We start from the raw sequence: 20,118 nt of genomic DNA, 5'->3' as shown, positions 1-20,118 counted from the left end.
GTATTCAGTTGTCTTATGTCATTCTTCGAATTGAAAAATACGCCTTGAGAATCATCTTTTGAATTATATTCTCTTTGTTGTTCCTGCATGTAAATCCCTCCAATTTTTAATATACTTTTTTATTAAATGATCCATGGTCTAATTTTTCGCATACAAACGATTCTTATACTCTTGGCGACGACGATGGAGAATAGGCTCAGTGTAGCCACTTGGTTGATTTTTCCCTTGAAAAATAAGTTCACAGGCAGCTTGGAAAGCAATAGATCGTTCAAAATCTGAAGACATTGGGTGATACGCTGGGTCTTCACTGTTTTGTTCGTCCACGACTTTGGCCATTCTCTTTAATGTTTCCAATAGTTGATTTTCTGTGCAAATCCCGTGATGAAGCCAATTTGTCATATGCTGGCTTGAAATCCGTAGCGTTGCTCGATCTTCCATTAACCCTACGTTGTGAATATCAGGCACTTTTGAACAGCCAATGCCATGCTCAACCCAACGAACCACGTATCCCAGTAGTCCTTGCGCATTATTGTCGAGCTCTTGTTGGATATCACTTGTAGACCATTTTTCAGTGGATATTGGTAGTGTTAAGATTTCAGTACTTCTGTCTCGAGTTTCGTGTTTCAGAATTTCTTGCACTTTCAAAACAGACAATTGATGGTAATGAAGAGCATGTAAAGTTGCCGCTGTTGGGGATGGTACCCACGCTGTATTTCCGCCCGCTTTCAAATGACCTACTTTTTGCTCCATCATATCCTTCATACGATCCGGCATTGCCCACATACCTTTACCGATTTGAGCAAGACCAGGTAGACCACAAATTAATCCTGTATCAACATTTGATTTTTCATAGGCCTGAAGCCAATTTGAATGTTTCATTTCATTTTTACGAATGACAGGACCTGCTAGCATCGAGGTGTGGATTTCGTCACCTGTTCGGTCTAAAAAGCCTGTATTAATAAAAACAATCCTATCTTTTACTTCCCGAATACAATTTTCAAGATTAAGAGAAGTTCTTCGTTCTTCATCCATGACACCAATTTTCAATGTATAACGTTCTAGTCCAAGTATATCCTCCACTCGGTTAAACAACTCATTAGCAAAAGCTACTTCTACTGAACCATGCATTTTGGGTTTTACAATATATACAGAACCCTTCTTAGAGTTACGTATATTTCCTTTTCCTAAAAGGTCATGCTTTGCAAGTAAACTGGTCATTACTGTATCAATAATTCCTTCTGGTACTTCCTGATTATACTGGTCTATTATCATATTAGATGTCATTAAATGACCAACATTTCGTACAAGTAAAAGCGATCGACCTCGTAAAGTAAGCTCTTCTCCACTTACCGTTTGATATTTTCTGTCTCTGTTTAACGTTCTTACTACTTCATGTTGACCTTTTTTAAAAGTCGCCTTGAGAGTTCCTTTCATCAAACCAAGCCAATTTCGATAGACGACTACTTTGTCCTCTGCATCAACCGCAGTCACTGAATCCTCGCAATCCATAATCGTCGATAAAGCAGATTCAACAAGTAAGTCTTTTATTCCCGCTAAATCAGTCATGCCAATCGGATGATGTCGATCAAACTGAATTTCCACATGCAACCCATTGTTTTGAAGGAGAATCGCAGTTGGCGAGGAATGATCTCCAATGAATCCAATAAATTTCGACGGCTCACGCAAAACGGTCTGATTGCTTCCTTGAACGATGATAAGTTGATTTTGTTCAAATCGATATGCAGTCGCAAGAGCATGCGAGCCCAGTTCTAATGGTGCAATTTGATCTAAAAAATTTCGTGCATACTCAACAACCTTGTTCCCTCTTTGCGGATTGTAAGTCGTTCCTCTTTCAGTACCGTGATGTTCTTCGATTACATCTGTACCATAAAGTGCATCATATAAACTTCCCCATCGTGCATTTGCTGCATTAATTGCGTAACGAGCATTATTGACTGGTACGACTAGCTGTGGCCCTGGTTGAATGGCAACTTCATCATCTACATTTGAAGTTGTAATGCTAAAAGGTTTCGCTGTTGGTTCCCAGTAGCCAATGTCTTTTAAAAACGTTTCATATTTCACTCGATTTTCTGACCAGTTGTTCTGTTCATGCCACTGATCAATTATTTCTTGAAGCTGATTTCTTCGGCTTAACAAATCTCTATTTTTTGGAACCATTACTGAGATCAGTTGACTGAACCCTTTCCAAAAATCCTCACTTGAAACATCACTACCTGGTAAAGCTTCATCTTCAACAAATTGATACAGGTCATTGGCAATTTTCAAACCGTTAAGTTCAATCACTTAATCACCCTTCCGTTGTTATATAACAGATATTATATTGTATATTGTATTAGAACACAACGTTTTTTGTGTAGTTTTTTAAAAAATTTTTTTTTAAAAAAACCCTTATATTTTCTGGATTTATTACAGGATTCAAATTAACAAAATTCTCTTATGCAGAATAAAAAAATGAATTAAGTCCATCCTAAATCAATCATCAAAAAATGGAGGGATTTAAACTAATGAAAAAAATATGGATGTTACTGTCAGCTACTCTTCTATGTATTGCATTAACGGGATGTGGCAATAAAGATAATAATGATACCGCTACTAACACAGATAATAATGATACAGCCACTAACACAGATAATAATGGAGATGTAGCTGAAAAAGATAAGGATATCGCAACAGATGATAAGAATTTAGAACTTGCTCAAGATGCTTCGGCTAAGATTGATGAATTAGAAGAAGTGGATAGCTCCACTGTTATAGTTACAGAAAACAACGCCTATGTAGCAATTGTATTAAACAAAAACCCAGACGGATCAGAAATAGCAGAGGGTTCAAAAGAGCTCGAACAAATCGAAGATAAAATTGGAGAAAAAGTAAAAGAGGTAAACGCCAATGTTGATAACGTTTATGTTTCTATAAACCCTGATTTCGTCAGTCGTATGGACGAATATCGTAAGAAGGTTGAACAAGGTAAACCTGTAGAAGGATTATTTGAAGAATTTGGCGAACTAACTAAACGAATATTCCCTGACGCAAAATAATCACACAACGAAAAAACCTACAAATAATTGTAGGTTTTTTCTTCGTTATAATGTTGCTACCTAAGGGAAGTATTCTTCGGTAAGTGAACGAGTCGTTCTTTCATTTGATCTATTTGTTCTGAAAGGTTCACAAAATGGCTACATTATTCAAGTGTACCGAAATCAGTGAATGGGAAATATCGAAACTTAACTTCACCCACTACTTCATCTTCAGTAATACAACCGATGTCCCGGCTATCACTACTTTTCTTCCGATTATCCCCCATCACATATAAAGACCCTTCTGGAACCTTCACTTTAAGATCGTCCGTTAATTGCTCTTGAGTTGAAAGTAATTTTTTATTCGCTTTCAAGTAAGGTTCTTCATAAATAATATTATTAATATGTAACACATCATTTTTCACTTCGACGATATCTCCAGGGAGACCGATGACTCGTTTAATATAATCTTCGTTGGATACGGGAGAATGGAACACGATCATATCAAAACGATCTACCTTACTCATTTTGGAAACAATAACGCGATTATTATCTTCAAAAGTTGGTGTCATGGACTTCCCCTCCACCTTAACAGGGGTAACCATAAACTCACGACAAATAAAGACGATGGCTACACCTAATACAATCGCTTTAATCCAAGACCATATTTCTTTTTTAAGGCTTTCATTCATAAGAATTTCCCCTCAACTTAAACAACAAATTCTTGAATATCGTTTATTAAGCTTTTCAATACATCTATAGATTCGACCATATTGTGGTCGTACTCCAAACTATGGTTAACATTTGGAAGCAACGTTGCCCTAATATTTGGTTTGGCTTTCAATTCGTTAAATCTCTCTTTAACATAACAGCGGTCATTATCTCCAATAATACATAATCCTCGATTTTCACAATTAACCATTGCTGCGAAAACATCATCTCTGTGTAGTAATGGGGTTAACCAAATGGTATTAGCCTCTTTAAACATGTTCCGATCTATTATCGAACTCATTGCAATGGTTCCGAGTGACTTACCTACCAAATAAAATTTCTCATATGATGTGTCTTTCAAAGCCTCATCTAACACTGTTTTTATATCGAATTTAATAGCTTCACTTAGCTCCTCCATAGTGAATTCATCATAAACTTTATCGTTATATCGATAATTAACCTGAAGTACATCAAAAGCTTTATCTAAAAAAATCTTTTGTGAATAATGAAACGCAGGGCTTTGCACGGTATAAGCTGCGCCGGGTAAAAACACAACTAAATTCTTCGAGTCCACTTCTTTACTTACTAAAGTAAACGGAACAGACATATTTTTATATCCCTCAACGCTACCTTTGCTTTCTTTCATTGAAAACCCCTCCACTCACTTAATTATACATAATATCCCAATATTTTAATAGCAAAATAATGGATATATTTAGAATTATTTATTTTCACTTTTACTTTAATATTACTTATGTATAATTGTAATAAATTGGATGAAATAAGCAAGAATTAATTCTTGTTTTGGGAGAACAAAATAATAGCCACCCCCACATAGAAAAGGCGGCTGAAAATACCAAATTTCAGCCGCTCCAACCTTACATTCAATTTTCACTATTTAACCCATACGGACCCTAATGTAAAAGAAGCAAATTCAGGAGGCAATTAAATAGCTTGGAGATACAATTTCAAGGTCAATTTTGAAGCCCCTTAGCTTCTTTTTAATCTCATTCGTCTAAATAAAACATCTTTCCTGGATTCATCAAATTAAGAGGATCTAGTGTCTTTTTCAGCAGCTGCATTACCTGTAGTGATTTTCCATGTTCCATAGATTGATACTTCATTTTGCCTATACCAACACCATGTTCACCTGTACATGATCCACCCTTACTTAAGGCAAATTCTACGATGTGTCTGTTAAAACTCTCCGCTTTCTTCATTTCGTCCTCATCCTCTACATCTACCATTAAAAGAACGTGATAATTACCATCTCCAACATGTCCGACGATACCACCTGGTAACTCAGATTTTTCCATCTCGGATTTTGCAGACTCAATGCCGTTTGCTAACTCAGAAATTGGTAGGCACACATCTGTTACCATCAACTTTTTTCCTGGATGAGCTCGCATAACCGCATACGCTAAATTATGACGTGCTTCCCACAGTTGGTTTCGTGATTCCGAGTCTTTTTCGAATTCAAATTCACAGCACTTGTTATCAGCTAATATCTCTTTTGCAAACTCCATATCTTGCATTAAGCCTGCTTCATTGCCATGGAATTCTAAAAATAGTGTTGGTGCGACAAGATAGTCTGTCCCACTATAGATATTGACCATTGCAATAGAATGCTGGTCCACCAATTCAATACGTGCAACTTGAATGCCAGCAGAAAGAATACCGACTACTGACTCCACTGCTTGTTCAATGGTTTCGAAGGATGCCCTTGCAGCAACAGTCATTTCAGGAATCCCAAACACGCGTAAAGTTAGTTCTGTAAAACATCCTAAAGTCCCTTCTGACCCTACGAATAACCCGTTTAAGTTATATCCTGAAGATGACTTAGCTGCTAAATTCCCAGTATGGATGATGGTTCCATTAGCGAGGACGACTTCCAAATCTCTAACTTGATCACGCATCACGCCGTATCGTACAGACGTAGTTCCACTAGCATTTGTCGCCGCCATGCCACCTAGAGTTGCATCCGCTCCTGGATCAACTGAAAAGAATAAGCCATGTTTTTTCAGTTCTTGATTTAACTTGGAGCGAGTAACCCCTGGCTGAACCCTTACTAAAAAATCATTTGGAGAAACTTCTAGAATCTTATCCATTAAAGAGAAATCGACTGTGATTCCCCCACTATAAGGAATCACATGTCCTTCTAAGCTGGTCCCTAATCCAAAAGGAATAATAGGAACCTTGAATTTTTCGGAAATTTTCATAACATGACTAACTTCTTCAGCACTGACTGGGAAAACGACTGCATCTGGTAAAAACGGCTTATGGTAAGATTCGTCTTTACTATGCTGATCCAATATCACTTCATTTGTAGAAACCCTCTCAGGAGAAAGAAATTTTCTTAGTTCATCTAAATAACTCACTTTACTCCCCCACTCTTCATCCCTAATTTATCTATTCAAAAAGTCAGTAACAGCCCCTTTTGATGAACACGAAACATTGTGTGCATATTTCCCAAGCACACCTTTTTTATATAGTGGAGGGGCTACCCACTCTTTCGCTCTCTCTTCAAGTTCTGCATCCGATACATTCATGGAAATCTCTTGTTTATCAGAATCAATTGTGACGATATCGCCATCTTTCAATAACGCGATAGGTCCGCCAACTTGAGCTTCTGGCGCAATATGACCTACTACCAGTCCGTGCGTTCCACCAGAAAATCTACCATCAGTTATTAAGGCAACTTTTTCACCCATCCCTTTTCCTACAAGAATGGCGGAAATGGACAGCATTTCAGGCATTCCTGGCCCACCTTTTGGTCCTACGTAGCGGATGACTAACACATCCCCTTCGTTAATTTCATTGGCCATAACCGCAGCAGTTGCTTCTTTTTCTGTATTGAATACTCTAGCTGGTCCCGTATGTTGTTTTACTTTTACACCAGATACTTTTGCAACCGCGCCACTTGGAGATAAATTACCTTTTATCACAATCAGAGGTCCGTCTGCTCTGTATGGCTTATCAAACGGTAGAATGACTTGTTGTCCTTCTGTCAGGCTTGGTGCATCCTTTAAGTTTTCGGCCATTGTTTTTCCAGTAACAGTCATGCAATCACCGTGTAGATACCCAGCTTCCAACAACACTTTCATCACTGCTTGAACTCCGCCAGCCCTGTGCAAATCTTCCATGACGTATTTACCGCTTGGCTTCAAATCTGCAATATGAGGTATTTTCTTTTGAATACGGTTAAAATCATCGATGTCCAATTCTACTTCAATAGCGTGTGCGATGGACAGAAGATGCAGAACCGCATTTGTTGATCCACCGAGAGCCATAACAACGGTAATCGCATTTTCAAAAGCTTCTTTTGTCATAATATCTTTCGGATAAATCTCTTTCTCTAGCAAGTTATAAACAGCGGCGCCGGCAGCTGCACAATCTTCTAATTTCAACTCCGACTCTGCAGGATTCGAAGAACTGCCCGGGAGACTAATACCCATTGCCTCAGCAGCCGATGCCATTGTATTTGCCGTATACATACCGCCGCACGAACCTGCTCCAGGACATGCATTACATTCTATTTTTCGAAGCGTATCATCATTTATGTCTCCATTATTGTGACGGCCTACGCCTTCAAAAACGGAGACGATATCAATATTTTGTCCATTATGTAATCCTGGAGAAATGGTTCCCCCATAAACAAATACGGACGGTACATCAGCATTCGCAATTGCAATTAAACAGCCTGGAATATTTTTATCACAGCCTCCAATTGCGACGAGCCCATCCAGACTTTCTGCTCCGACTACCGTTTCAATAGAATCTGCGATAACATCTCGACTAGGAAGCGAATAACGCATACCTTCTGTCCCCATCGAAATCCCATCCGATACCGTGATTGTATTAAAGATGAAAGGGACTCCTCCTGCTTCTCTAGCACCTTTTTTCGCACTGACTGCTAAATCATGAATATGTATATTGCACGGTGTTACTTCACTCCAAGTGCTAGCGACACCAATCATCGGTTTCTTAAAATCTTCATCTGTTACGCCAACTGCTCGCAACATGGCCCGATTTGGAGCCTTCATTGCCCCCTCACTAAATACCTTGCTATTAATCCTCAAATCCTTTTTCATTAAGCATCCTGTCCTTTCGTTTTTACCATTATACTGGTATTATTTCATAATTCAATGAATTCTATATTTTATATTCAAATAAATATTTATAAAAAAATAGTACTTTTCGGCTAATTTTAACCAATCTCTCTCCTTTAAACGACTTTTACTAATGATTAATAGGTTAATTTCTACATGTTTAATCAACAAAAGAATCCAGCAAACTATTGTCTACTGAATTCTGGAATTTTTTTTGTTAAATAATTCTGAAAAGATGTATAATACTGTTTATATTATTGTGGGTTATCTAGATCCCCGTAAATATAAAGCAAGGAGATGGAATTATGACGACTTACAATATCGACATTACTTTAAGCACAATGAAGAAGGAAAAACCGCAAGCGGATAAACTACAGTTTGGTAAAACTTTTACTGATCATATGTTTATAATGGATTATGCTTTAGGACATGGATGGCACGACGCTCGTATCATTCCATATCAAAGTCTTTCTTTAGATCCAGCTTCGATGATTTTCCACTACGGACAGTCCGTTTTCGAAGGTTTGAAGGCTTATTTGACAGAAAAAGATCAAGTGCTTTTATTTAGACCCGATCAAAACTTTAAGAGGTTTAATATTTCAAATGACCGTTTATGCATTCCCCATCTCGATGAAGACTTTGCATTAGAGGCACTTAAGCAACTCATCCAAATTGATCGTGAATGGATTCCTACAGCTGTAGGTACATCCTTATATATTCGACCATTTATTATTTCAACTGAACCCTATTTAGGAGTTGCACCTTCTACTAATTATCAATTTATTATCATTTTGTCTCCTGTAGGTTCTTATTACAAAGAGGGACTTGCACCTATTAAGATTTCTGTCGAAAGTGAATATGTTCGCGCCGTTGCTGGAGGCACTGGAACAGCAAAAACGGGTGGTAATTATGCTTCTAGTTTAAAAGCTCAGCAACAATCTGGTGACAAAGGCTATTCCCAAGTCCTATGGCTTGATGGTGTTAACCGTAAATATATTGAAGAAGTTGGCAGTATGAATATCTTCTTTAAAATTGATGGAGAAGTGGTTACTCCTATGGTAAACGGCAGCATTTTAGAAGGAATCACGCGTAAATCCATTCTTCAATTACTCCGATACTGGGATATACCAGTTTCAGAGCGTCTTATTTCAATTGATGAAATTAAACAAGCCTATGCTGATGGAAAACTTGAAGAAGCGTTTGGTACAGGTACCGCAGCAGTGATTGCACCCGTAGGCGAATTATTCTGGAACGATGAAAAAATGACAATTAACAATGGTCAAACTGGCCAAGTCTCACAAAAATTATATGACACGTTAACAGGTATTCAATCAGGTACACTTGAAGATCCATTTGGGTGGGTTGTAGAAGTACCTAGTGAGGTTGAATCTTTGCTCCATTCCAATGTAATCACTCGATAGTAAAGATAAAGGCTCTCTATTTCCAAATGGAAATGGAGAGCCTTTTAGTTTGGGATAAAGTAAGAATCGCATTACGACTTATCCAAATATGATACCTACTTTCATACTTAGATAAAAAAATCTAGCAACTGTTACGTTGCTAGATTCTTCATGTTCATTTATCCCGCCACTTTTTCAGTGAATTGGCTATTATATAGGTCTGCGTAAAAACCATCTTTCTCAATTAGTTCTGAGTGTGTACCTTGCTCAATCACTTGACCTTGATCCATTACAAGAATCAAATCAGCATCTTTGATGGTCGATAAACGATGGRCAATAACAAAACTAGTTCTTCCTTCCATTAAGCGATTCATCGCCTTCTGAATGAATACTTCCGTTCTTGTATCTACGCTAGACGTTGCTTCATCCAAAATCATAATTGGAGGATCTGCTAAAACCGCTCGAGCGATTGTCAGAAGCTGTTTTTGTCCTTGAGAAATATTAGAGGCTTCTTCGTTTAAGATTGTATCGTAACTATCTGGAAGAGTTCGAATGAAATGATCAGCATGAGCCGTGCGAGCAGCTTCGAAAATTTCTTCATCTGTTGCTCCATTTTTCCCATAGGCGATATTGTCTTTAATCGTGCCATTAAAGAGCCAAGTATCTTGAAKTACCATTCCAAAATTCTTTCGAAGATCGCTTCGAGACATATCTCGTGTATCTAGATCATCAATCTTAATTTTCCCTCCATTTAGTTCATAGAATCTCATCAACAAGTTGATCATAGTCGTTTTACCTGCGCCAGTGGGACCAACTATTGCGACCGTCTGTCCAGGTAAGACATTTATGTTCATATTTTGTATCAACAGATTTTCTTCATAGCCAAAGTCTACTTGTTCGAAAGTGACCGTACCTACTGCTCTATTTAAACTAACTGAGGTATTTTCTTTCATTTCCTCTTCTTCATCAAGTAGTTCAAAGACACGTTCTGCTGCTGCAACTGTTGACTGAATAATATTAGCGATATTCGCAGTTTGTGTAATTGGTTGAGTGAATTGTTTTGAATACGTGATAAATGCTTGAATATCACCTATTGAGATAGCGCGTTGCGTTACTAATATTCCTCCAACAACACTAATCAGAACATAGCTCAAATTCCCGATAAAGAACATCATCGGCATGATGATTCCCGAAATAAACTGAGCTTTCGTACCAGCATCATACAATTCTTCATTAACCACATCAAACTGAGCGCCAGATTTTTTCTCATGTCCAAAGGCTTTTACAATCTGATGACCTGTATACATTTCTTCAATGTGCCCATTTAACTCGCCCAATGTTCTTTGTTGATCAGCGAAATGTTTTTGAGATCTTTTTAAAATGGGTCCAATAGCAAAAATTGAAACGGGTAAGCTCACAATTGAGATTAGCGTCAATATTGGGCTAATAGAAAGCATCATAATGATGATTCCTACAATTGTAATGATGGATGTGATGAACTGCGTTAAGCTTTGTTGAAGCGTACTACCAATTGTATCGATGTCATTGGTCATCCTGCTAAGTGTATCCCCATTTGAACGACCATCAAAAAATTTCAAAGGCAATTTCTCAAGCTTTTGATTTACATCTTCTCGTAAATCGAACACTGTATCTTGTGCAACACTAGACATAATATATTGTTGGATATAACTGAAAAGACTGCTTAAGACATACAGTCCTGCAAGTAATAGAAGGATTTGCCCAATTTTATCAAAGTCAATGGCAGCTCCAGGTACTCCTGAAAATTTCCCGTATGCTCCTTCAAATAACTCTGTAATGGCATTTCCCATAATTTTTGGACCAACTATCGTAAAAATAGTACTTAAGATTGCTGCAAAAAACACAGCGATTAATTGGTTCCTGCGTGGTTTTAAATAGGATAAAAGGCGTTTCAAAGTTCCTTTGAAATCTTTCGCTTTTTGTCCCATCATCATCATGTTACCGCCACCTGGCCCCATCTGCCCAGCATTTTGAGGTGGTTTCTTTTTCTTACTCATGCGATTTCCTCCTCTGAAAGCTGTGATAGGGCGATTTCACGGTATACATCATTAGACTTAAGTAACTCTTGGTGTGTACCCATACCTACAATTTCCCCTTCGTCTAATACGATGATTCTGTCAGCGTCTACAACCGTACTCACACGTTGTGCCACGAGTAAAACAGTCGCATTTTTTGTTTCAGCTTTTAGTGCTGCACGAAGCTTAGCATCTGTCTTGAAATCAAGAGCAGAAAAACTATCATCAAAAATATACACATCAGGCTTTCGAATGAGTGCTCGCGCTATCGAAAGACGTTGTTTTTGCCCTCCAGATAAGTTCGAGCCACCTTGTTCGATTTCAGAATTATAGCCGTCCGTCATTCTATCAATAAAATCTTCTGCTTGAGCAGTACGAGCCGCATGTTCAATTTCACTTTGGGAAGCATCTTGCTTTCCAAAAAGAATATTTTCAGCAATGGTTCCTGTGAAAAGTATGGATTTTTGTGGTACAAAGCCAAGCTTTGAACGAACTTCATCTGCAGGCATTTTACGAATATCAACGCCATTAACACGAATAACACCACTTGAAATATCATAAAAGCGAGGTATCAAATTGACCAGTGTAGATTTCCCAGATCCTGTTCCACCAATAATCGCCGTGATTTCTCCAGGCCTTGCTTTAAAACTAATATCGGATAATGCAGGTTTTTCTGCTCCAGGATAACTAAACGAGACATTTTCAAACTCAAGCGTACCTTGTTCAATATTTGCCTTTTCCGTACCTTCGTCTTGAAATGATGGTTTCATTTCAAGTACTTCATTTATCCGTTTTGCCGAAACGGCTGCACGTGGAACCATCACGAACATCATAGAGGCCATTACAAGAGCAAACATGATTTGCATAACATATTGGATAAAAGCCATTAAGTCACCAATCTGCATGCCTCCGTTATTAATTCGGATACCTCCGAACCAAATAATGCCGACAACCGTCAAGTTCATGACGAGCATCATGACAGGCATTAAAAATGCCATAATTTTATTTACTTTGATCGAGACATCTGTTAATTCTCTATTCGCTTGTTTAAGTCGCACTTTCTCTTCATCTTCACGGTTGAATGCACGAACAACTCGAATTCCTGTAAGATTTTCACGTAGTACAAGATTTAACCGGTCCAATTTGTTTTGAACCGTTTGGAAAAGAGGAACCCCTTTTTTTAGGATTAGTAATATGGTACCAATCAGTATTGGCATCGTAAGGAAAATAACAAGAGATAGTTTGGCATCTTTCGATAGCGCCATGATGAGTCCACCCACTAACATGATAGGTGCGCTAACAACCATACGGAGCATCATAATAACCACTTGTTGAACTTGAGTAATGTCATTAGTAGTCCGTGTAATGAGTGAAGCCGTTCCAACTTCATCAAATTCTTGTAATGAAAACTTCCCTACATGGTTAAAGACTTTTCTACGAATATCGCGTCCAAGGCCCATCGCAGCTTTAGAAGAATAATAGCTGGCAATAATGGAGGCAATCGCGCCAATTACTGAAATCAACAACATAAATCCGCCAAGCTTCCAAATATATGGGACGTCTCCTTTTACAACACCCTTGTCAATAATGTCAGCCATTAGAGTAGGTAGAAAAAGATCAGCCATCGATTGAATAAAAACAAGGCCAATAACTGCTAAAACAAACCACTTATAAACAGATAGGTTTTTCAGTAACTTAATCATTTCATACACTCTCCTATTTCTTGAGCTTCTGTCTCCAAAAAAGTTGTAATTTGAAGATGTCCTCTAAGCAGTTCATCATATTGGCTTTCACTCATGTCTTCAACTACAGATTGAAATACTTGATGAATACCACCTTCTTGCAGATAAATATCTTTTATAAGTGCATCGCCTTTTTCAGTAATTGACAACATGATTTCCCGACGATTGCCTTCTACTTGTTGACGATTAATAATGCCTTCACGAACGAGTCCATCAACCGCTTGGCTAAGGGTACTTTTGGGAAGAAAGGTTACTTCTCCAACATTTTTTTGGATCATTTCCTTATTAAGTTTCATTGCCATCAAAATGGAATACTGTGGAACAGATAAACCATTTTCGACCGCGGACTTTTGAGCGAGTTTAATTAAATTCTTTTGCACGTTCCAAAATGAATGTAATAGTTGTATTGATTTCAACATCTTTTCATTTTCCAATTGCACATCACCGTTTCTTCGTATTAGAACAGTTCTATATTGAACAGTTCCAGCTGAACCTATTTAAAATACAACTTTTCCCCTTCTTTGTCAATCTGGTATTTTGTTGCATAAAAAAAGCATCCATTTCGGATGCTCATTTCTTACTATAGGAAATTTCTTATGAGGGTGAAGGTGGCGTTTCGGTTGCCCCATTATCATAAGCAACAAGTGTAACTCCAATCTTAACTTCAAGTTCACTAATTTCTTGTAATTGTTCACGGTCAAGTTGTGCTAATTTATTTTCATCCATGCTATCAGACATCCTTTCTATAAAGGTTAATATGCCCAGCAGGTAAATGAATATACAAAATTGCATCGTTCAAAACTAGTATTTTTATATCTTCACTTTCTTGATATCACGCACAAAAAGTCACCATTACTTATACATCAAATATTCTTTCCGGACCTCTTTAAATTCATCCTGCTCATTCTGATACTCATACATGATTTCCGCAACAGATGCTCCTTCTAGAATCATAGGTCTGACCCAATCGTTGCCAATCAACAAGCTGAAGTTGTTCGCAGCCAAGAATTGAAAGTCGTTCGGATACATGTCATGAATCGTTTTAATAATGTGAAGACCAGTTGGAACCGCATTAAATTCTTCCCGATCTGTTACATAAACTTCTACCCCATGACTGAGTTTTCCAGTATGCTTTGAGAAAGTTGGCGTAAAGGAAGCTGCTCTGAATTTCACACCAGGCAGGCTGAGTGAGTTCAGTTTTTCTGCAAGGTTTGCACTGTTGATGTATGGTGCACCAATCAGTTCAAACGGTTTGGTTGTTCCTCTTCCTTCTGACACATTCGTCCCTTCAATTAATCCTGTTGCCGGATAGACAAATGTTGTTGAAACCGTCGGCATGTTTGGTGATGCCAGCACAAATGGTAGGCCTGTATCATCATAATCCATGGAACGCTTCCAGCCTTTCATTTTAACCACAGTCAAATCTGCTCCAATTTCAAATTCCTCATTGAAGAACGAAGCAATCTCTCCTACTGTCATACCATGTTTAAGCGGAATCGGGTACAATCCGACAAAGGATGAAAATTCAGGCTCAAGCACTGGTCCGTCTACTGACAGTCCCCCCTGCGGATTTGGACGGTCAAGCACGATAAATGGAATGTCATTTTCTTGTGCTGCTTCCATTGCATATGCCATTGTATAGATGTACGTGTAATAGCGTGTGCCGACGTCCTGGATATCAAATAATAGAACGTCTACATTTTCAAGCATTTCAGGTGTTGGTTTTTTCGTTTTTCCGTATAAGCTGTATACAGGCAAGCCTGTTTTTTCATCGATATAAAATCCAACGCTTGATCCTGCCTGCGCATCTCCGCGAACTCCATGCTCAGGGCCATATAAAGCAGTTAGTTCAATATCCGGATCATCATTCAGCAGGTCGACTATACTATTTAACTCCGAGTCAATGCCTGTTGGATTTGTAATTAAACCCACTTTCTTACCTTTTAAAAGCTCTTTCTGATCTTTTAAAAGAACCTCAACTCCAGGCGACACCGTATTCTTTTTCTTATCCTTGTGTGCTGAAATATCTTTTGCTGCTGGGATTGCGGTTAAAGCAAGCATTAGAATCAAAATAATAAATAGAATTCGTTTCATGATAACTCCTCCCCTTCAGATTATTTAAGCTGCTTGCCGGAACGGATATCTAAACCATGGCCGAATTTATAAAGAATTTCTTCCGGATGTGTAACTGATGGAATGTCTACCGGTAATTTGCCTTTTGGCTTTGATTCTCCAAAGATTGTTTTAATGCCAGCCGGTATATTCGGCTGTCTGTAGGCACCGTTTGAATAGCCTTTAAATCCGTAAACAGCAAGGACAGCCTTTGCTTCCTCAAAATTTGCAGCATCATAAGGATTGCGCAAGCTCATTAATACAAACTCTTTATTTTTGGCTTCTGCGTCTTTCATAACAGCTCTCGGGAAGGTAGTTGCCCATTTGCTTGAGTCCTGAACGCTGTCATCAATCACACCATCATTAACCGCTGGATCGTTTTTTACGACATACGAACCAGTGATAACATAATCAGCTTCATCAATCATAGCAGCCACTTCTTCATTAAATGATTTTCCTGAAAAAGCATATCCCGTGACCTTGACTGCTTTTTTCTTGCCCTTTAATTCCTGAATGCTTCTTGTCATTGCTTCTACTTGATCAGCGAATGGAGCAAGGACAAGGACTTTGTCATTTTTCTTCGGTTTAAAAGGCAATGTTTTATCTTCATTTTTCAAAAGAGTAACAGCATCTTCAGCCATTTTCTTTTCTTTTTTCAAATGATCTTGATTTCCAACAACGTTTAAAGCATTTCCAACTTTTTCATCGATTGGTGTGTTGTCTGGAGTTAAAATTCCACGCTTCTCTTTTAGCTCTAGAATTCTTTGAACTGAATTATTTACTTGTTCGATTGGAAGATCACCTATTTCTATTGCTTCCTTAACAGCATTAAAAACAGAGCTTAAATTCCCCTCCATTTGGAGTGAGTTGACCTGAGCAGGCATTAACGCAATATCAACGCCTGATTTTAAGGCTAAAACAACAGCTTCTTCTTGTCCAAAATTATCCGCAATAGCTTTCATGTTAAGCGCATCTGTAACGATAACACCTTTAAATCCCATTTCCTCACGGAGAAGGCCTGTTAGCACTTTTTTTGAAAGAGTGGCTGGAACCATAATTTCCTGACCATCTTTTTTGCTGGTATAAGTTGTATCATCAAAGGCAGGGAACTGGACATGAGCTGTCATGACCATATCTACGCCTTCATCGATTGCTTTTTGGAAAGGAACAAGCTCGACCAAACGCAATCTTTCCTTATCATGAGACACTAAAGGCAAACCATAATGACTGTCTACTGCTGTATCACCATGTCCTGGGAAATGCTTAGTTGTTGCAGCCATATTCTGACTTTGGAGACCTTTGATTGTCTGGATCCCAAGCTTTGAAACAAGCTCAGGATTTGAGCTGAATGAACGGACACCGATTACAGGATTTCCTGGATTATTATTTACATCAAGAGCTGGACCGAAGTTTACACTAACGCCGAGAGATGATAATTCTTTGCCGATGATCTCGCCAGTCTGATAAGCATACTTTTTACTTCTTGCTGCACCAAGCGCCATATTGCCCGGCAAGTTTGTCCCTGTTTGCAGGCGTGTAACGATACCACCTTCTTGATCAATGGTGATGAAAAGCGGAAGTTCTGGGCTCGCCTTTTGCAGACCATCTGTCAATCGGGCAGTTTGCTCCGTCCCCACAACATTTTCGGCAAATAGAATGACGCCACCTAAATGATATTTTTTAATGATGCTTCCCACTTCATCATTCATCACTGTAAAGCCAGTTGCTTTGCTTTCCCCTTGCTTTTGCCAGTTCCGAAAATCCGGCATAAGCATTTGACCGACTTTTTCATCGACTGACATGCCCTCAACAATTGCTTTCACATCTGTTTCAGCTGAAACCTTAGCAGGTTTGCTACCTGCTAATACGGAAACTGACAGTACTGCAGCTAAGGTAGCACATACCCATTTCTTTTTAATCATCACCATCTTCTCATCCCCCTCTACTTATTTTGATTCTAAAGCTTCGTAAACAGCTGTTACTACACTTCCATAGCTTCCAGTTGTAAAAAGATCCCCGAAAAATTGATTGGAGTTAACCGCAGGATTCACAAGCGGCGAATGCTTTTTATTAGTCAGCAAGATAATTCCCAAGTCTTTTTCAGGATCAATGATTGTCACTGTTCCCGTCCAGCCAGTATGACCGTATGCGCTGTCGCTTGCATAAGGACTGAACATCCATTCCATACTGTCATTGCCATTTCGTCTCCAGCCAAGCCCGTAAGTGGAATTCATATCTGAAGGTGCAACGAATTCATCGATTGTTTCTTGATCAAACAATGTATGATTTCCATAGCCTCCACCGTTTAACATCACCTGAAGAAGGACAGCGAGATCACTTGTAGTCGAGAACAGACCGGCATGACCTGAAACACCTTCCATCGAATAAAAAGCCTTTTCATCATGAACTTCCCCTTGAAGCGTATACTTTCTAATATTTGGGAAGTCAATGACTCCGTCACGTGTATTTCCAAGCAATTCTGTTGCTGCGATATCCTTTTGCTTAAAGCCTTTTTGAAGCGGATTATATACGGTATCTTTTAATTTCAAAGGCTTGTACATCTCATTTTCAACGTACTCGTCCAGCTTTTTACCTGTGATTTTTTCTATAATTGTACCCAGCAGCATATAGTCGACATCACTGTAAACATTTTGCGTTCCAGGTACATAAGTGAGTGGAGTTTTATTAATGAATTCAATCGTTTTCTCACGCTCCTGTGAGTAAAGCTCTTTTGACACCTTAGGGTTATGATATTGCGGATCTGGTTTAAAACCTGCTGTGTGATGAAGCACATCGATAATCTTCATAGTATCTTTTCCTTTGATTACATCTAACTCTGTGTCTTTAAACTCAGGAATGTATTCCTGAACTCTTGCATGCACATCAAGCTTGCCTTCGCTAACTAATTTTTGAAGAGCAAAATTTACTGCATACATTTTGGTATTTGAAGCAAGATCAAACAGGGTATCGTTTTCCATCTCCAAAAAATTCTTAAGTGGTGTATGTCCATCAAACTTCTTTTTGTAGCCGTAACTTTCATTTTTAACGATTTTCCCATCTTTTATGACAATTAAAGCAGCACCCGGAAAACCTGCTGCCACTTCTTTTTCAATTAATTGATCCACTTTTTCAAGCTTCTCTGAGGAAAAGCCGACATCTTCTGGTTTTTTCACTTTTGTTAACACCGGATATTGAAAGGACTCCTTTTTCGCTGCTTGAGGACTTTCATTTGTTTGAGCAAAGGATGCGGAAGGTATAAATAACGAGAGTGCCAGAACAGAAATTAGTGTACAATTTGTCCATTTTTTCATCTTGTTTCTCCTTCGAATTCGTATTTTACTCTCTCTTTAACCAGTGAGAATGTGATCAGCAGTTGCAACTCTTCTGCTGAAACGTGTCCAGTGACATCCACCGAATAACTGCTTCTAGACTTTATTAAACATCACCTCACTCCACTTTTAGTTAACCTTATTTGGTTGATTCTGACTGAAAGCAGTTTACATAACCAATGATATTATTTAAATAGTCAGACTACTATAGAGTGAGGACCATATTTACATCTTAATTATTTGCATTTTTTGTCCTATAATACAAAAAACACCCTTAAAATCAGGGTGCCGACTTACTTTTTTGCTAAAATGCTAAACGCTGTGTACATCATCGTTAAATCGTTCTTATTATTTAAATCTATCCCAAGCATCATTTCAATCTTATTTAAACGATATTTTAATGTGTTTTTATGTATATGTAATTCTTCAGCGATTTCTTGAAGAGCACCTTTCTTATGAAGCCATACTTCAAGACTGTGCATTAATTCTTCTTCTGCAAGAAGTGGAGCAATCGTGCGTCTTAAAAATTCCTCGCGAATCTCTTTCGGAATTGAATGATAGAGTAATTCGAGTTTTAAATCTTCCTCGAAAATAATATTTCCTTTTCTCGCAGAAACATCGACTGCCATTTCAGCTTGTGATAATGATTCAGGCAGCTGGTAAAAAGATTTTATTTCTCCAACTCCGATATTTACTTTTTGTTTAGTTATTCTCAGAATTTTCGATGATAAACTTTCTAATCCTATTTGTAATTGTTCTTTGGAAATATTGGGGATTAACAGAACAAGTTTTTCCATTCCCCAACGTACGATTTTTAAATTAGGGTGGATGGTTTGAATATGTAACAAGTTCTCAATATCCGTAATTTCAAACTGTTTAAAAGATTGAATGACAGCTACACGCGTGTAAATTGATGTATCAATATCCAATAATGTGGCTCGTTTTTCTATCGAATCAATACTAGCTTCTGTCATAAATAAATCAAAAACAAATAATTCAATTTCACGAATAACACGTTCTCTTTGTTCGCGCATAATAAACTCTGTAACAAAAAGCTCCGATACTTTACTAACTAACTTCGCATACTTTTCAATCTCCAATGGTTTCCCCGTAATCCCTATAACTCCAATAGCCTTATCTGAAATGACAATCGGCAAAACAATTCCTGGTCTTACTCCTTGAAGTTCGTCACACATCTCTTTCGTTATATGAAGTTCCTTTCTATTTTCCATCGAAATAAACGCACCTTCATGATACGAATTTAAACGTGATGGATCCTTACTTGCAATCACAATCCCATTTTTATCAGTAACAATTACGCTCTGCTCAATTAAACTTGCAAGCTCAATCACGATTTGTTTCCCCAGTACTTGTAAATCATACAAAATCTCACCCCCGTGAATGCTTTAATAACAGAAATAGTTCGCCTGAAATACTTTTTTTGAAAGAATTCAGGCAAACTATTTAACTAAATTTTCTTCTCCTTTAATTCATCCTCAGCAAGGCCTGCTCCGATCATTGAATAGCAGCTTTTTCGGCTACTCCAGTTAGGAAATACATATTTAACAAGTTAAATCTTTCCATAATTAAAACACCCAATTAATAAATCATCAATAGTTCTTTGAA

Annotated in this window: 15 protein-coding genes; 2 read left to right on the top strand and 13 right to left on the bottom strand. The window is 38.1% G+C overall.

The genetic code is table 11. The features are described 5' to 3' along the window. Positions 1–138: 138 nt before the first annotated feature. On the bottom strand, positions 139–2,304 hold the full coding sequence (locus AC1DOS_RS03620; protein ID WP_477536435.1) for a malate synthase G: 2,166 nt from the start codon (positions 2,302–2,304) through the stop codon (positions 139–141). 221 nt (positions 2,305–2,525) lie between these two features. Here AC1DOS_RS03620 and AC1DOS_RS03615 point away from each other — a divergent pair, with 221 nt between their 5' ends. Further along, positions 2,526–3,056 carry a YhcN/YlaJ family sporulation lipoprotein gene (locus AC1DOS_RS03615; RefSeq protein WP_477536434.1) on the top strand — a complete coding sequence of 177 codons (531 nt, stop codon included), beginning with the start codon at positions 2,526–2,528 and terminating at the stop codon, positions 3,054–3,056. Between the two features lie 143 nt (positions 3,057–3,199). Here AC1DOS_RS03615 and lepB read toward each other — a convergent pair whose 3' ends face one another. The 4 genes from lepB to ilvD all read right to left on the bottom strand — a co-directional run bounded on the left by lepB (position 3,200) and on the right by ilvD (position 7,837). Next, a complete protein-coding gene (gene lepB / locus AC1DOS_RS03610; protein ID WP_108584797.1) occupies positions 3,200–3,727 on the bottom strand; it encodes a signal peptidase I in 528 nt (175 codons plus the stop codon). A gap of 17 nt (positions 3,728–3,744) precedes the next feature. Then, on the bottom strand, positions 3,745–4,392 hold the full coding sequence (locus AC1DOS_RS03605) for an alpha/beta hydrolase (protein ID WP_477536433.1): 648 nt from the start codon (positions 4,390–4,392) through the stop codon (positions 3,745–3,747). A 361-nt stretch (positions 4,393–4,753) separates the two neighbouring features. Next, positions 4,754–6,124, bottom strand: coding sequence for an FAD-binding oxidoreductase (locus tag AC1DOS_RS03600; protein WP_477536432.1), 1,371 nt, complete (start codon positions 6,122–6,124; stop codon positions 4,754–4,756). 27 nt (positions 6,125–6,151) lie between these two features. Beyond that, positions 6,152–7,837 (bottom strand): dihydroxy-acid dehydratase, encoded by a 1,686-nt coding sequence (ilvD, locus tag AC1DOS_RS03595; protein ID WP_477536431.1) that lies wholly within the window; start codon positions 7,835–7,837, stop codon positions 6,152–6,154. Between the two features lie 323 nt (positions 7,838–8,160). On the opposite strand from ilvD, the gene AC1DOS_RS03590 reads away from it, so the two are divergent. Beyond that, positions 8,161–9,276: a branched-chain amino acid aminotransferase gene (locus tag AC1DOS_RS03590; RefSeq protein WP_477536430.1), complete on the top strand. Its 1,116-nt coding sequence runs from the start codon at positions 8,161–8,163 to the stop codon at positions 9,274–9,276. Positions 9,277–9,434: 158 nt separating this feature from the next. Here the strand turns inward: AC1DOS_RS03590 and AC1DOS_RS03585 are convergent, their stop codons facing one another. The 8 genes from AC1DOS_RS03585 to AC1DOS_RS03550 form a co-directional block, all read right to left on the bottom strand. Continuing rightward, positions 9,435–11,291: an ABC transporter ATP-binding protein gene (locus tag AC1DOS_RS03585; RefSeq protein ID WP_477536429.1), complete on the bottom strand. Its 1,857-nt coding sequence runs from the start codon at positions 11,289–11,291 to the stop codon at positions 9,435–9,437. Further along, complete coding sequence (locus AC1DOS_RS03580) at positions 11,288–13,012, bottom strand: ABC transporter ATP-binding protein (protein ID WP_108584787.1); 1,725 nt, start codon at positions 13,010–13,012, stop codon at positions 11,288–11,290. The genes AC1DOS_RS03585 and AC1DOS_RS03580 overlap by 4 nt, the downstream gene beginning before the upstream one ends. Continuing rightward, complete coding sequence (locus AC1DOS_RS03575; protein ID WP_477536428.1) at positions 13,009–13,491, bottom strand: MarR family winged helix-turn-helix transcriptional regulator; 483 nt, start codon at positions 13,489–13,491, stop codon at positions 13,009–13,011. Before AC1DOS_RS03575 ends, AC1DOS_RS03580 begins: the two co-directional genes overlap by 4 nt. 154 nt (positions 13,492–13,645) lie before the next feature. After that, positions 13,646–13,777, bottom strand: coding sequence for a hypothetical protein (locus AC1DOS_RS03570; protein WP_255421020.1), 132 nt, complete (start codon positions 13,775–13,777; stop codon positions 13,646–13,648). Between the two features lie 126 nt (positions 13,778–13,903). Beyond that, positions 13,904–15,112, bottom strand: coding sequence for an exo-beta-N-acetylmuramidase NamZ family protein (locus tag AC1DOS_RS03565; protein ID WP_477536438.1), 1,209 nt, complete (start codon positions 15,110–15,112; stop codon positions 13,904–13,906). Between the two features lie 53 nt (positions 15,113–15,165). Continuing rightward, positions 15,166–17,085, bottom strand: coding sequence for a glycoside hydrolase family 3 protein (locus AC1DOS_RS03560; RefSeq protein ID WP_477536437.1), 1,920 nt, complete (start codon positions 17,083–17,085; stop codon positions 15,166–15,168). Between the two features lie 24 nt (positions 17,086–17,109). After that, the gene (gene pbp4b / locus AC1DOS_RS03555; protein ID WP_477536427.1) at positions 17,110–18,474 is read right to left on the bottom strand and encodes a penicillin binding protein PBP4B; all 1,365 of its coding nucleotides are present in this window, start codon (positions 18,472–18,474) and stop codon (positions 17,110–17,112) included. A gap of 311 nt (positions 18,475–18,785) precedes the next feature. Beyond that, on the bottom strand, positions 18,786–19,877 hold the full coding sequence (locus tag AC1DOS_RS03550) for a CdaR family transcriptional regulator (RefSeq protein ID WP_477536426.1): 1,092 nt from the start codon (positions 19,875–19,877) through the stop codon (positions 18,786–18,788). Between the last annotated feature and the right edge of the window lie 241 nt (positions 19,878–20,118).

The sequence above is a fragment of the Paenisporosarcina sp. P5_A11 genome (genome assembly GCF_056400705.1).
The sequence above is the reverse complement of the archived record's forward strand: the minus strand, read 5'-3'. Positions and strand labels throughout refer to the sequence as shown.